Origin of the sequence: Rhodanobacter sp. Root561 (genome assembly GCF_001427365.1) — a bacterium.
Classification (GTDB): Bacteria; Pseudomonadota; Gammaproteobacteria; order Xanthomonadales; family Rhodanobacteraceae; genus Rhodanobacter.
In genome coordinates this window covers 111,706-125,924 of record NZ_LMGH01000011.1, presented here as the reverse complement: position 1 = coordinate 125,924, position 14,219 = coordinate 111,706, and the positions used below count along the sequence as shown (strand labels likewise).

The window sequence follows — 14,219 nt, the reverse complement described above, 5'->3', positions numbered from 1 at the left end:
AACGGGCACTTCACACGGCAGGTGTCGCACAACGGTCCCTGCCTCGCCCGCCACCTCCTGATTCATCTGAAGCCATCCGCAGCGATGGCTTCTTTCGTTTGCGCACGAGACATCCAGCTGGCCCATCGCCGCGGCACGGATCGCGGCGACAGCCGCGGCCCCGGCAGCATGTAAACTGGCGGTTTTCTCAAGCGAAACGCATGGTGCAAGCTCCTCAACGGCCCCCGGTCCATGGCCCGACGTTCATTCGCCTGCTGGCGAACCTGGTGGGCGCCGACGTTCCGCCCTCACCGCCCTCGCTCGCCGACCACCTGGGCCGGTGGCTGGACTGGAGCCACGCGATTGCCCTGTCCACCGCGCTCGACGGCAAGCCTTCCGCGACCGACTCCGGCGCACATGACTCCGGCAACGAGGAGCACGAATGCACCCGGATACGTCGCTCATTGGCCGGCACCATCGTCGGCGACCGCGTGCCGGCCAGCCCGCCGCGGCGCGCCGGCGGCGAGGCGGGGGAAGCCGATGCATCTCAAGCCGTCGACTACCCGATGTTCCGTCAGCGCCATCTGTCCCTGCAGCGGTCGATGCAGGCTGCCACCGGTGAGCTGCGCGGCCGCCTGCGCGACACGCTGGCCGGGAAGTCGGCCGCGATGGCGCGACTGGCAGCCGTGGACGCCGCCATGGAAGCGGCGCTGAGCCCGCGCGAGCAGTCGCTGCTGGCCCACGTGCCCGACCTGCTCGGGGAGCACTTCGACCGCCTGCACCAGGCTGCCTCGGCGCAAGCCACCTCGACCTCGCCTGGCGCCTGGCTGGAGGTCTTTCGCCGGGACCGGCAGAGCGTGCTGCTCGCCGAACTGGATGTTCGTTTTCAACCCGTCGAGGGTCTGCTTGCAGCCCTTCGCACCTGCTAACCGGGAAGTCATGTTCAGAAATTTTCTCCACCTCGCCGTGTTCTGCGCAGGCCTCGCCGTGGTCTGCTGGATCGGCGCCGGCTATCTCGGCTCCAATCCGGCGGGCGCTGCGGTCGCGGCGCTGATTGCCGCGTGCTACCTGGCCGGCGCCCTGGAATTGCATCGTTATCGGCAGGCCAGCTCGACCCTGACGCACGCCGTCAGCGGGCTGTCCGCCACGCCGGACCACCTGGCTGACTGGCTCGCGAAGCTGCACCCGAGCCTGCGCAACGCCACGCGCCTGCGCATCGAGGGTGGACGCGTGGCCCTGCCGGTGCCGGTGCTGACGCCGTACCTGGTGGGCCTGCTGGTGTTGCTGGGCATGCTGGGTACCTTGCTGGGCATGATGGCGACGCTGCGCGGCACCGGCATGGCGCTGGAAAGCGCCACCGACCTGCAGGCCATCCGCGAGTCGCTGGCCGCACCGGTCAAGGGCCTGGGTTTCGCGTTCGGCACCTCGATCGCAGGCGTGGCGAGTTCGGCGATGCTGGGCCTGCTTTCCGCGCTGTGCCGGCGCGAGCGCCTGCAGGCGGTGCAAGCGCTGGACACGAAGATCGCCACGACCCTGCGCGTCCATTCGCAGAGCCACCAGCGCGAAGCCTCGTTCCAGTTGCTGCAGCAACAGACCGAACTGATGCCGGCGCTGGTCGATCGCCTGCAGGCGATGATGACGGCCATCGAGCAACAGGGACTTGCCGCCAGCGAGCGCCAGCTGGCCAGCCAGCAAAGCTTCAACGCGACCGCCGAGGCGACCCACACACGCCTGGCCCTTGCCATCGAGGCCGCCATGCAGGAAAGCGTGGCGGCGAACGCCAGGGCCGTCGGCGCCGCGCTGCAGCCCGCGATGGAAGCCACGATGGCGGGTCTGGCGCGCGAAACCGCGACGCTGCATGACAGCGTGAGCCGGGCCGTGCAGCAGCAGCTGGACGGCGTGTCGAGCGGGCTCGCCGCGACCACCCAAGAGCTGGCAGAACGCTGGCGCGATGCGCTGGACGCGCAGCGCCAGTCGAACGGTGCGTTGAACGAGGAGCTGCATCGCACGCTGGAGCGCTTCGCCGAGACCTTCGAGCAGCGCTCGGCCCGCCTGGTCGAAAGCGTCTCCGCGCGACTGGACGCCACCGCGGACAGCACGGCGGCGGCGTGGAACACGGCGCTGTCGTCGCAGCAGGTCACCAACGAGAACCTGGTCGCACGCAACCAGCAGGCCATGAGCGGTGCGGCAGCGAGCTTCGAGGAGCACGCGACGTCGCTGGTGCGCATCGTGCAGCAGTCACACGCCGACCTGCAGACGACCCTGGAACAGCGGGACAGCACGCGCCTGGCACAGTGGGCCGAGCAGCTCGCGGCGATGACCGCCGCCCTGGGCCGGCAATGGGAGCTTGCAGGCGAGCAGACCGCCAGCCGCCAGCAGCAGATCTGCGACACCCTGGCCAGCACCGCGCAGGACATCTCGGCGCAGACCCGCGCCCATGCCAGCGACACCATCGCCGAGATTTCCCGGCTGGTGCAGGCGGCCTCCGAGGCGCCTCGCGCCGCGGCCGAAGTGGTCGCCGAGCTGCGCCAGAAGCTGTCCGACAGCATGGTCCGCGACAACGCCATGCTGGAGGAACGCAGCCGCCTGCTGGCCACGCTGGACACCTTGCTCGACGCCGTGAACCACGCTTCCACCGAACAGCGGACCGCCGTCGATGCACTGGTGGCCACCTCGGCGGACCTGCTGGAACGGGTCAGCAGCCGCTTCACCGAGCACGTGGAAAACGAGACCGGCAAGCTCGGCGCGGTGGCCGCCCAGGTCAGCAGCAGTGCAACCGAGGTGGCCAGCCTGGGCGAAATGTTCGCCGGTGCGGTGCACAGCTTCGGCACGGCCAACGACATGCTGATGGATCGCCTGCTCGGCATCCAGGCGGCGCTGGACAAGTCGCTGGCGCGCAGTGACGAACAGCTGGCCTATTACGTGGCGCAGGCCAGAGAAGTCATCGACCTCAGCATGCTGTCGCAGAAGCAGATCATCGGCGAGATGCAGCAGCTTGCCGCCAGCGCGGGAGCCGAAACCGCATGAGCGGGGAGACCGATGGCATCGAGGAAACGGGCGCGCCGATCTGGGCCGCCTTCGGCGACCTGATGTCGGTGTTGCTCGGCGTGTTCGTGCTGATCCTGGTGGGCGTGATCGGCATGCAACTGCAGCTGTCCAGCAAGTTGCAGGAGGAAGTGCGCCAGCGCCAGATCGAGGCGCAACGCCGCATCACGCTGGAGCAGGCGCTGGCCGTGCCGCTGGCCGCCGGCCGGGTCACCCTGGTCAACGGACGCATCGGCATCCGCGGCAGCGTGCTGTTCGCGCTGAACTCCGACCAGTTGCAACCCGCGGGCCGCGAACTGCTGAAAAGCCTGGCCGCGCCGCTCGCCGCGTATCTCGCTTCGCGCCATGAAATCCTGATGGTCAGCGGCTTCACCGACGACCGGCCGATCAGCGGCGGCAATCGCCAGTTCGCCGACAACTGGGAGCTGTCCGCCCAGCGTGCCCTGACCGTGACGCGCGCCCTGATCGCCGATGGCCTGCCCGCTTCCGCGGTGTTTGCCGCCGCGTTCGGCGCGCAGCAGCCGGTGAGTCCGAATGTCGACGAGGACGGACGCGCGCGCAATCGGCGCGTGGAGATGTCGCCGATCCCGAAGCAGCCGGCCACGCCCCGTGACTGACACCTGCTCGCGAACCCGGGCGATGCTCGACGCGTGGCGCGAGCGGCAGGCCGATCGGCTGGACCCCGTCCGCTTCCAGCTCATCGACGCGCTGGAGCGGCACGCGGCAAATCAGCAGGGCATGGCGCGCCGCATGCTGGACGAACGGCTGGCCCGCCTGGTCGATGCCTATGCGAACGAAGTCGAGCACTCGACAGGCGCACTCGACGGCGCCACGGCATTCGCCCAGCCATCCAGGCCTGGCGCGCTGGGCCGGCTGGTCGAGGAAATCGCCGCGATTCGCGCCGACTCCGCCGTCACCGGCAACGTCCCGACGCCAGCGGCCCTGCCCGTGCTGGAGTCACTGGGCGAATTCAGGAACCTGTGGACGCGCGTGCGTGCCCGCGGCCAGCTGCGGCAATCGCTGGAGCAGGTGCCGGCCAACGCCGGCCCGCTCAACTCCGGCAGCCTGGTGCATCGCTCGCTCACCCTGATGCGCGAACTCTCGCCCGGCTATCTCCAGCACTTCCTGGCCTACCTCGACGCCTTGTCGTGGATGGAGCAGATGAAGGACGCCGGAGCGATCGGAGCGCCGGAAAACGCGCGCGCCACCGGCAACAGGAAGCGCGTCCGCAACAAGCGCGCCCAGGCGGAATGACGCGCGCCGGCGCAAGTCCCGCTCAACCGCCTTCCCGATCCAGCACGTGTTCGACCAGCAGGGCGAGGAAAGCCTCGCGCCGACGGCGATAGACCGGGTCCAGCGGACCGGCCAGGGCTGCCTCGTGCATCGCCTGATGACTCGCGTTCAGCGCCGCGCCCAGGTTCGCGCCGTGCAGGTACTCGCCCGGATCGCAGTTGCCCCCGGCATGCCTTGCCCAGAACGCCGGCTCCGGCGGCAGCGCCACGAACTGTTCTTCCCAGCGCAACTCGCCAGCCAAGGCACCGAGCCCGGTTCGCGGCCCGCCCCGGCGCGGCGGATGCCGATGGCCGACCAGCCAGTTCGCCAGCGCATCGGCCGGCATCGGACGCGCCAGCGCATAACCCTGGCCGAAGTCCGCGCCCAGGATCGCGGCGGCCTCGAACAGCTCGGCGGATTCCAGCCCCTCGACCACCACCTCCAGTTGCAGGTCGTGCCCGATGCGGATCAGCTGGCGGATGAAGCGCAAGGTGCCCAGCGGGTCCTGTCGCGCCTGCAACACGATGGCCTGATCGATCTTGATGCGGTCGAACGGCCACTGGCGCAGGCGGATCAGCGAACTGTAGCCCGCGCCCAGATCGTCCTCGACCAGGCGTATGCCCAGCGCCCGCAGCGACTGCATGCCGGGGCCATGCAACACCACGTCATGTTCGGTGCCGATCGGCGACTCGAGTATTTCCAGCAGCAGTGACGGCGGCGGGCAGCCACTGCCGGCCAGCAGGCCCGCGAGCACCCCGGCATAGCGCACGTCCTCCAGCGCCGCCGCGGGCACATTCACCGACATGTCCAGCGGGTGGCCGGCCTGCAGCAGCGCCTCGCGGCAGGCCAGCGCCTGCTGCACGCCCTGGCCGAACAGCGCCAGCAGATCGTCGGCGCCCAGCGCGGGAAGAAAGCGCGCCGGCGACAGCAGCTCGCCGTCGTCGTCGCGCAGGCGCGCCAGCGCCTCGAACTCGCCGACCGAGCCGTCGGCCAGGCGGATCAGCGGCTGGTAGTGCATCTGCAGCGCGTCGGTCGCGACCAGCGCACGCCAGCGCTCGCGCACGAAGAACGGCAGCAGCTCGGTGCCCTGCCGCGGCGGCGCCAGGCGGGCCAGCGCAAGATCGAGCACGCTCTTGATCTGGCCAACGAAGGCTTGTTGATCCTCGCCCTGGAAACCGCCGGCATACGGGCTGTACAGGGTAAGCAGCACGGCCGGCGTCGCCGGCACCGGCGACAGCGGAATCGCCACGTTGGAAACCACGCCCAGGCTCAGCGCGATGTCGCGCCAGCCGAGCATCGACGGATCGCTGCCGTAGTGCGTGCAGCGCTGGATGGTCGCGCTGCGCCAGGCCCGCCCGCTCGGCCCCTCGCCGTCCGGGCTGCCGGCCTGCACCCGAATCGGCATGGCCTTGCCGGTGCCCAGTGCATGCAGGTATTCGGCGAAGGCGACACCGGCCACCGCCTCGTAAGTCAGCTCGCCCGACGCGTCGGGGCGGCCCACCGCGCAGGCGGCGATTTCCCGATGCGACACCAGCGCATCGACCACGCCCTGGATCAGTTCGAGATAGCCTTCGGCCGACCACGCCAGCGCATTCACCCGGGCCAGCAGGGCCACCCGGCGACGCTGCAGCTCGCGCATGCTCTCCAGCTGCCATTGGCGCTCCATGCCAAGACGCTGCAACAGGATCGCCAGTGCGCGGCGATCGTTCGGGCCGCTGCCGCCCAGTTGCATCGCCAGTATGTCGCGCAACTGCTCGATCGCCTCCAGCAACCACACCTCCTCCAGTCCGCAACCGGCGTGGAATAGGCCGGTCCGGCTGGCCCGCTTCCGATGGGTGTCCACATCCAGGTTCGGCCGCAACAGGAACTGCAGGTGCTGCAGGACGCGGAGCTTCAAGGTTTCCAGGTCGGCCGCCGGCAGCACGTCGAGCAGCCGGGCGATGCCTTCGTGCAGGCGCAATCCGGCGTGGAACTGCTCCACCACCGCCGGCAGCTGGCGCTCCCAGATTTCCCGGCAGGCCTGCAGCAGGTCGCCGGCATGATCGCCATAAGGGGCGGCGACCACGTCCAGCTCGACCGTGTGATCCCGCTGGCCTTCGGGCAAGGCCATGCCCCACCAGCGCGAACGGCTGCGTTTGCGCGCCTTGACCTGGTACATCGCCTGGTCGGCGCGCCGCAGCAGTTGTTCGCCGGTGGCGATCGTCTGGCTGGAATACATCGCGATGCCCAGGCTGGCAGCGACCGAAAACACCGCATCGTCGATACGTATCGCCCGGCGCAGTGCAGCGTCGACGCGCCCGAGCAGCTCGTCCAGGTCGGACTCGTCCTCCAGATCGCCGAACACCAGCACGAACTCGTCGCCGCCCAGGCGCGCCACGTAATCGTTGGCGCGCAACACCTGCTGAAAACGGCTCGCCACCTCGATCAGGATGCGATCGCCCACCGCGTGACCGCAAAGATCGTTGATCGGTTTCAGGTCGTCCAGGTCGAGCAGGCCCACGGCGACCTGGCGGGAGTGCCGGCGCGCCTGCTCCAGCACCTTGTCGAGGTATTGATCCAGCGCGCGCCGGTTGGGCAGCCCGGTGAGGTCGTCATGCAGGGCCAGGTAGGTCTGCCGCTGCTGCTCCTGCAGCAGGGCGTCGCGCTGGGCATGCTGCTTCAGGGCCAGCCCGGCGGCGTCGGCGATCTCGTCCAGCAGGCGGCACATCTCGTCGTCGAACGCATCCGGCTCGACGGTGGCCACGGCAAACACGCCAGCCGGCACCCGCATCGCGGCAGTGTCGTTCGGCGCGGAAAACAGCGGCCAGCAACCCAGCGCCCCTGCATGCGCGGGCAAGTCGCCGCAGACGTCGGCATCGGCCGGCGACGCGGCCAGTCGCCGGATCACCGGCGCGCCCTGCATGAAGGCCAGCGTGGGTGCCGGCACCGCGCCGGCGTCCATGCGCAATGGCGGCAGCGGCAAGGCCAGCATGACCTCGGCGAGCGAGCCGACCAGGGCCACCCGGCGCAACAGGCCGTCCTCGCCATCGGCGGCGAACACATCGACCGCGGCCGCGCCGGCGATCCCGGCCAGTGCCTGCGCCAGCGTGCGGTAGACCGCCTCGGGATCGGGCTGTTCCAGCAGCGCGCGCTGGATCGTGCGTTGCGCATCGCGGTAGCGGCTCATCCGCAGGCTGCGCTGGAGCAGCATGTGGTGGTCCCAGAAGCGGGCCAGTTCATCGACCAGCCGTTGCTCCCAGTCGAGCAGTTCCGCGCTCAGGCTCGGGCCACCGTCGCCGGAATAGGCCACCAGCACCAGCTGGCCATGATCGCGCGTCCTCGCCGCAGCCGCGATGCAGGAGCCGAAACCCCAGGGTTGTGCCGCCTCGCGCCACGGCCGGAACTCCGGGGCATCGACCGAGGTGGCGCGAGCCTGCTCCTGCCGCAACACGATGCCCACCGGGCCACGACCACCAGGCTGGGAGGCATCCGCGCTGAGCTTGAGCGCCGTCGCGTAAGCCGCCGCCGGGCCGGCGGCGGTCAGCACATGGACCGCATCGCTGGCCGACTCGCGCCGGCCAATCCAGACCAGCGGCAGATCCATGGTCGACGCCAGGATGCCGGCGATGGTCTGCATGACTCCTTCGCGATCGCGATCGGGCTTGGCATGCAACAGCGCGAGGGTTTCCGCCACGCTCCGGTAGAAGCGTTCCCTGAGTTCGGCGCGGGCCTGTTCCTGGTTGTTCATTCGCCCGCCAGTGTCCCGTACGCGTGGACGAGGGTTCCCCTTCCGGCCTACTTCAGCACGGCCGCCGGCAGGAATCCATCACGGCGTGCAGGCGAGCGGCAGGATGGGCAATGTTGCCGGCTCACGCCGGTGGCGGGTCGCCTGCACAGAGGCGGGCGCGACCGAGCATCAACTCGCGTTCGCGCCGGTTCATGGTCAGCGCGGCCGCCTGTTCGAACGCCTCCCGCGCCTCGCCGCGACGGCCGAGCCGTTCGAGCAGGTCGCCGCGCACGGCCTGCAGCAGGTGGTACTTCTGCAGGCTCGGTTCGTCGACCAGCCCATCCGCCAGCGCCAGCCCGGCGGCGGCGCCTGCCGCCATGCCCACCGCCACCGCCCGGTTGAGCTCGACGATGGGCGAAGGCGCCACTTCGGCCAGCGTCGCGTACAGGCCGGCGATGCCATCCCAGTCCGTCTGCTCGCTGGTCGAGGCGCACGCGTGACACGCGGCAATCGCCGCCTGCAGCGCATACGGACCCTCGGCGCCACCCAGCTTGCCTGCCTGCTCCAGTGCAGCCAGTCCCCGGCGGATACGCAGGTGATCCCACAGGTTGCGGTCCTGTTCCAGCAGCAGGATCGGTTCGCCCTGCGCATCCACGCGGGCGGCGGAACGCGAGGCCTGGATTTCCATCAGCGCGAGCAACCCGTGCACCTCGGCTTCGCGCGGCATCAGACCGGTCAGCACGCGCCCCAACCGCAGCGCGTCATCGCACAACGCAGGTCGCATCCAGTCATCGCCGGTGGTGGCCGAATAGCCTTCGTTGAAGATCAGGTAGATCACCCCGAGCACGGCGGACAGGCGTTCGTGCAGCTCGTCGCCCCTTGGCACCTCGTAGGCCACCTCGGCCTTGGCCAGGCTGCGCTTGGCCCGCACGATGCGCTGCGCGATGGTGGGCTCGGGAATCAGGAAGGCGCGCGCGATTTCCTCCGTGCTGAGGCCGCCGAGCAGGCGCAGGGTCAGCGCCACGCGGGCCTCCATCGACAGCAGCGGATGGCAGGCGACGAAGATCAGCCGCAGCAGGTCGTCGCCGAACGGATCATCCAGCGCCGCCTCCGCCGCCGCGTGGGCGTGCTCCTGCTCGTGCTCCAGCTCATGCACCAGCTGCGCATGCTTGCGCTCCAGCAGCTTGCTGCGGCGCAGGCGGTCGATTGCGCGGTGTTTGGCCGTGGTCATCAGCCACGCACCGGGGTTCTCCGGCACACCGCTGCGCGGCCACTGCTCCAGCGCCGTCACCAGGGAATCCTGCGCCAGCTCCTCGGCCAACCCCACGTCACGCAGCATGCGGGTCAGCCCCGCGATCAACCGCGCGGATTCGCTTCGCCACACGGTATCGATGGCGCGATGGGTATCAGTCTGGCTCATGACCGTCGATCAAAGCATTGCCACGGCGCCAGCGCAACACATCCCGCCGCGCTCGCATGGCGAACAATGCCGGATTCACGCAAACCCACGACACCCCGCAGGGCGGACCACCGTCCGCCGCCCCCGCATCGCGACGCGAACGACGGTTCGTGTCCGGCTTGGCAGCCCGGAGAAAACGGCTGGCGACAGCCCAAAAAGAAACCGGCCCTCCGCTGTTGCAGCGGAAGGCCGGTGGTTGAAGCGCTATCGAACCGTGAAACGCGCCGTCATGCGCGCGTCGCGTTCCTCGTCACCAGCATGAGCCCGGGTCGGTGCCGTCGGCAGTGCGCGCGCCGGTGTTGGTCAACTTCAGATTGCCGCACTTTGCGTCTTTGGTCTTCTGAGGTTCTATCGGCGTGGCCTGGATCGTGTACTTGGACGTACTCGCCGCACCAGTGGGAAACGCATAACTGTAAAAGCGCCCGGTCTGCGCAGCGGCGGCACAATCCAGATTGGCCAGCAGCAGCGTATTCTTGGTGTTGGTAGCATCCTGGTCGTACCGGAGATTGGTCGTGTAGTACCGCTCCATGTAGTTCGCGTACTCCGACAGGCAACCCTCGGCCGCCACGCGGCGGGTCTTGGTCACGTACTTGCTGTAGATCGGCCAGGCGATGGCCGCGAGGATGGCGATGATCAGCACCGTGATCATCAGCTCCATCAAGGTGAAGCCGCCGATGCGGCGCGACCCATCCTGGCCTCGGGTCGCCGGCGACCCGAGATTCGAGAAACAACTGCCTTCATTCGAGAGCGATTTCATCATTCAGTCCTTTACTGGGCGATCAGTTCGCGCCACGAAACGCGCTGCAAGCCATTGGACGTGCTGGACGTCTTGATGCTGCTGGCGCTGCCATTGTCGAAGCTCACCAGCATGGTGCCACCCATGAAGATCGGGTTGTTCGGCAGCGAACTGAAACCGATGCCGCTGGTCGCCACCGCTGTACCGTTCACCATGATGTAGTCGGCCGGCTGGTTGATCTGGCCGTCGCCATTGAGATCGAAGAAGCTCGACTTCGGATTGGTGCCGGTGAACGGGTCGACGGCCATGATCCAGCCGCGCCCGGAAGGATTGCACAGGTCGGCCGCTTCGGGAATGCGCGTGGTGGCCAGCAACTGGTTGCCCTGAAACTGGTTGGGCGTGACGATCCGCTCGCCTTGGGCGGTCTGATTGGCGGTGTATGTCACCTTGCCATCGGCGGTCGTGCTGGTCGGCGACAGCAAATCCATGTACCAACCCGACATGTCGGTCATGTCGGAAGTAGTCGGCAACGCCGTCACTGCCCGCGCCGGTGCGATCGCCGCCGTCTTGATGGTGCCGTCGTCATTCAGAACCGCGTCGGTTCCCGGCGTTTCCGCGATGATCGAGCGCCGCTTCAGCTGGGTGGTGGTCGATGTGCGCGTCGTGCTGGTGGTCACGACCTTGCTGCCGCTGCTCGGTCCCGCCTTCACGATCAATCCGTACCAGGACTGGGTCGTCTTCGTGGCAAGGTCGCCGTTGCCCAGGTACTGCCCGGTGCCGAAGAACAGCCACAGGTCCTGGGTGGTCGGGTTCTTGCCCACCAGCATGCCGGCCGTGATCGGCTGTGCGTTCGTGCCATCGGTGGCGGTGAACAGTTTGGTTCCGATGGAGGTGGCCGTCTCGGTATAGGTGGTGACGTCCGGGTCTTGCCCCGTCCCCTTGGTTACTGTGGCCGTGTTGAGGCCAAACGACCACACGTTCCCCTTGGCATCGCCGGCATAAGCCACCGTACTGATACCCACGGACAAATCGCCGATCCACACGGCGGGCGCTGCAAGGCCATTGCCAGTGATGGTGTCGTCGGTCGTGTGCACGTTGAGGGTGCCATCGCTGATGGCGAATTGCAGCAGCGCCGCTGATCCATTCTTGCTGTTGTAGCCATTGCCGATCAAGACCGACCAGCTGCCGTCATTGGTCTGGGCGATCACCGGCTTGCCGGTCATCTGACCGATGTAGTCGGCATTGGTCTTTCCATCACCGGCAGAGCGCTCCCACAGCAGTTTCGGCGTCGAATTTGTCACGTCCAGCGCATAGACCGCCTTGGCCAGACCACGGCCGGTGGTGCCCACGGCTACGGTATGCCAGGCCAGGCCGAAATACACATCGGCCACCGTCAGCTCGCCGTCGTTGAAGTACTGGTGCGGCACCGCCGTCGTGGTGCCATAACCGGGGTCCGACAAGGTGGTCAGGTCACTGGTGGCGCGGGCCGGCGTGGTCGTGCTGGTGTTGGTGGTGATCACGGCCGACGGCAGATACGCAAAAGCCTCGGTGCCCGCGGAAATCGCGGTCGTGGTAGCCGTCGCGGGGATGTCATCGGTGTAGAACGCATGCAGCATGCCATCATTGGCGGCCACGAAAATCAGGCTGTTCCGAACGGTCGAGGCATGGGAAAGGTAGGTGTCTGACCCCGTGAACGACTGGCCGACAAACTGGTTCGGGTCGGGCTGGCCCACGTAGACCGGCTGCGAATCGACGATATCGCCAAGCGGCGTGGTGCGGGCACGGTAGGTGCCGTTCGTCTTGCCGACTTCCTTCGAGCCTTCACCGCGCAGATAGTCGAGCATGCTCTGCCGCGCTGTCGCGTCGCTGCCCAGCGCAGTCTGTTGGGCACTCGACAGATCAGTGACGGTCTTGAACGCCACAGCCGTCGCCGACGAGGTCGTGCAGGTCACGCAGGTATAGATCTTCCGGTCGGTGGCCGCAGGCATTTCGCTGGATACGGTCCACGCTGCCGACGTGGCCAGCGTGCCGTTGTTGGGATCCACCTTGATCGCCTTCAGGTCGCCCTTCCAGTCGCCGGTGTAGTAGTTGGCCTGGTAGGCGAACGCACCGGTCTTCAACTGGGTGGAGTTGGCCGCCAGGCTGGCGCCCGTACCCACGCGGTCGGAGGCACGTTGCAGTGCCTTTTTCAAGGCATTGCTGAACTCGTCCGGTGTCTTGGCCGAGGCAAACCCGCCGTGACCGTTGACCGCGGCATGCTCCAGGTCGGCAATATTGTTTATGTTGTCCTTCGAAGGCGTCGGCCACTTGAAATTGGCAATGGCGGAGCCGCCATTGGCCCAGGCGAAGATGTCCTTGTCCGCCGTGCTGTCACCCAAAATATTGACCGGCGAAAAGCCCATGCCCAAAGTGAATGTAACCATGTGCTGCCAGTAAGCCGGATCTTCCTTGCTGGTCGGCACCTCGTTGGAGGCCGTGCGCAAATCGGTAACCCAATACTTCATGGCGACGTCGGCCAGCGTACTGCTGTTGCTGTCCGAATAAGGGGAGGCAGGGGTGTAAGTAACGGTAGGCAGATTGTTGGGCCTTGGAATGGGACCGGCCTTGGTGTTGTCCACATTGCCGATGTTGGCGGGCGCATCGTCGTTCCAGAAGCCATCCGTGGTCAGGATGGTATACGACTGCCGGCAGGCCAGTTCGGTATTGGTGCCGCTGACGTACCCGGACTCTCCATTCAACGTCAGCCAGGGCTGCTGGGTACGATAATATTTACCTAGGGCGTCCAAGGCGCCGCGCAAAGGTGTCCAGCTGCTAGGCGTCGTGCCCACCAGCCAACTCCATAGCCTGCTCTTTTGAGTACCGGTGGTACCGTCACCAAATGGTTTTACCTGCGCGATACCCGTCTGGTATGTCACGTTGTGCGCAGAAGTGGTGAAGGCGTAGTAGTCATCTCCCAACGAACTCTTGCTTGCATTACTTCCGCCAATGGAACCGAAGCCCACGCGAAAATTCGACTCCACCCCGGAAAACGCATTCATGACGCCGCTCTTGGCCATCAACATTCGCGTGCGGTAGAACGAAAACCACGTTGCCACATTTTTCTGGGTTGTTGCGTCATCCTTGCAGACGGCCTTGGCCGTCGCCGATGTCAAACTGGCGCAGTCACCGGCGGTCTTGCCGACGTAATTCCGGACAAGCGTGCCGTCCGAAAGCTTTCCCGTTGCCGTACCCGTGTCGTAAGTGAAGAAATTTTTATTGGCCGTTCCGATCAGGACACATTTACCGTCAGCATTCTTCGAATCAGTGCCATTGCATGAATAGCTCGAAATAGTCGCAGTTGCGGGGTAGTAATTGCCGTTGTTATAGCAGTAACCCGGGTACTTTGTACTCAACGACCCTCCACTTGGGCACGAATAAGTATAGACGGGAATTGGATCATAGGGTGTCGTCGTGGTGACTTGAAGACTCGTAAAATAATCGTAAGTCCCACCGTTGTAGGACGTAACGTCTTTCGTGCTGGTACCACTGAATCCATTATTGGGGGCGGCGCCAATATTGGTCGGCACCGGGTAATTGGTCGAACCATCGCTTTGCTTCGTCGCATACGGTGGTGTTTTGTAAGTGATCGTTGGGTCGTAATAGGTTCCGTTATTGGAAGCAATGCGGTACGAGTCCGGATTGGATGTCGTTCCGGCCGTATCGCTTGGAAGAGACCCACTATCCGGCATGAGATCCGAATCCATCGACCCCGAATCATCAAGCATCAGCACGATATTCGGCGGCAGCGGCTTCTGGATGATCAGCGGGGCCTGTTCGACTACCGGGTTCTGCGTGGCAGCCAGCGCCGGCGTGAAGGCGACGCCCAGCAGCCAGACGGATACGCCGATGGTCAGCAGTCTGCCGATGAGGTTGCCGGACTTGCTGTGCAGACGGGGGGTGATGTTCATGTCGGTTCCGCTCTTGGCGATGGTGCGGCATGGGAAGGCCCATGCGCCCTTTGTGATGTCGGCCTGTGGCCGGAA

General features: G+C 66.6%; 8 protein-coding genes. 4 read left to right on the top strand and 4 right to left on the bottom strand.

Features of this window, described 5'->3' with window-relative positions; genetic code table 11:
• The first annotated feature begins 200 nt into the window (after positions 1–200).
• From ASD55_RS09405 to ASD55_RS09390, 4 genes are read left to right on the top strand one after another with little or no spacing between them, the layout of a single operon-like run.
• Complete coding sequence (locus tag ASD55_RS09405; protein WP_056765660.1) at positions 201–908, top strand: DUF3348 domain-containing protein; 708 nt, start codon at positions 201–203, stop codon at positions 906–908.
• Between the two features lie 10 nt (positions 909–918).
• Positions 919–3,006, top strand: coding sequence for a DUF802 domain-containing protein (locus ASD55_RS09400; protein ID WP_056765658.1), 2,088 nt, complete (start codon positions 919–921; stop codon positions 3,004–3,006).
• Positions 3,003–3,641: an OmpA family protein gene (locus ASD55_RS09395; RefSeq protein WP_056718657.1), complete on the top strand. Its 639-nt coding sequence runs from the start codon at positions 3,003–3,005 to the stop codon at positions 3,639–3,641. The genes ASD55_RS09400 and ASD55_RS09395 overlap by 4 nt, the downstream gene beginning before the upstream one ends.
• Positions 3,634–4,278, top strand: coding sequence for a DUF2894 domain-containing protein (locus ASD55_RS09390; RefSeq protein ID WP_200946139.1), 645 nt, complete (start codon positions 3,634–3,636; stop codon positions 4,276–4,278). Before ASD55_RS09395 ends, ASD55_RS09390 begins: the two co-directional genes overlap by 8 nt.
• Before the next feature lie 22 nt (positions 4,279–4,300).
• Here the strand turns inward: ASD55_RS09390 and ASD55_RS09385 are convergent, their stop codons facing one another.
• The 4 genes from ASD55_RS09385 to ASD55_RS09370 all read right to left on the bottom strand — a co-directional run bounded on the left by ASD55_RS09385 (position 4,301) and on the right by ASD55_RS09370 (position 14,144).
• Positions 4,301–8,023 carry a diguanylate cyclase gene (locus ASD55_RS09385; protein ID WP_056765654.1) on the bottom strand — a complete coding sequence of 1,241 codons (3,723 nt, stop codon included), beginning with the start codon at positions 8,021–8,023 and terminating at the stop codon, positions 4,301–4,303.
• A 121-nt stretch (positions 8,024–8,144) separates the two neighbouring features.
• Complete coding sequence (locus ASD55_RS09380; protein WP_056765652.1) at positions 8,145–9,422, bottom strand: RNA polymerase sigma factor; 1,278 nt, start codon at positions 9,420–9,422, stop codon at positions 8,145–8,147.
• 289 nt (positions 9,423–9,711) lie between these two features.
• Positions 9,712–10,218: a type IV pilin protein gene (locus ASD55_RS09375; RefSeq protein ID WP_082542743.1), complete on the bottom strand. Its 507-nt coding sequence runs from the start codon at positions 10,216–10,218 to the stop codon at positions 9,712–9,714.
• A gap of 11 nt (positions 10,219–10,229) precedes the next feature.
• Positions 10,230–14,144 (bottom strand): PilC/PilY family type IV pilus protein, encoded by a 3,915-nt coding sequence (locus ASD55_RS09370; protein WP_056765650.1) that lies wholly within the window; start codon positions 14,142–14,144, stop codon positions 10,230–10,232.
• Between the last annotated feature and the right edge of the window lie 75 nt (positions 14,145–14,219).

Coding starts and splice junctions, on each gene's coding strand:
- ASD55_RS09395 (WP_056718657.1), top strand. CDS start 3,003: ATGAGCGGGGAGACCGATGGCATCGAGGAAACGGGCGCGCCGATCTGG.
- ASD55_RS09375 (WP_082542743.1), bottom strand. CDS start 10,218: ATGAAATCGCTCTCGAATGAAGGCAGTTGTTTCTCGAATCTCGGGTCG.
- ASD55_RS09370 (WP_056765650.1), bottom strand. CDS start 14,144: ATGAACATCACCCCCCGTCTGCACAGCAAGTCCGGCAACCTCATCGGC.
- ASD55_RS09400 (WP_056765658.1), top strand. CDS start 919: ATGTTCAGAAATTTTCTCCACCTCGCCGTGTTCTGCGCAGGCCTCGCC.
- ASD55_RS09385 (WP_056765654.1), bottom strand. CDS start 8,023: ATGAACAACCAGGAACAGGCCCGCGCCGAACTCAGGGAACGCTTCTAC.
- ASD55_RS09405 (WP_056765660.1), top strand. CDS start 201: ATGGTGCAAGCTCCTCAACGGCCCCCGGTCCATGGCCCGACGTTCATT.
- ASD55_RS09380 (WP_056765652.1), bottom strand. CDS start 9,422: ATGAGCCAGACTGATACCCATCGCGCCATCGATACCGTGTGGCGAAGC.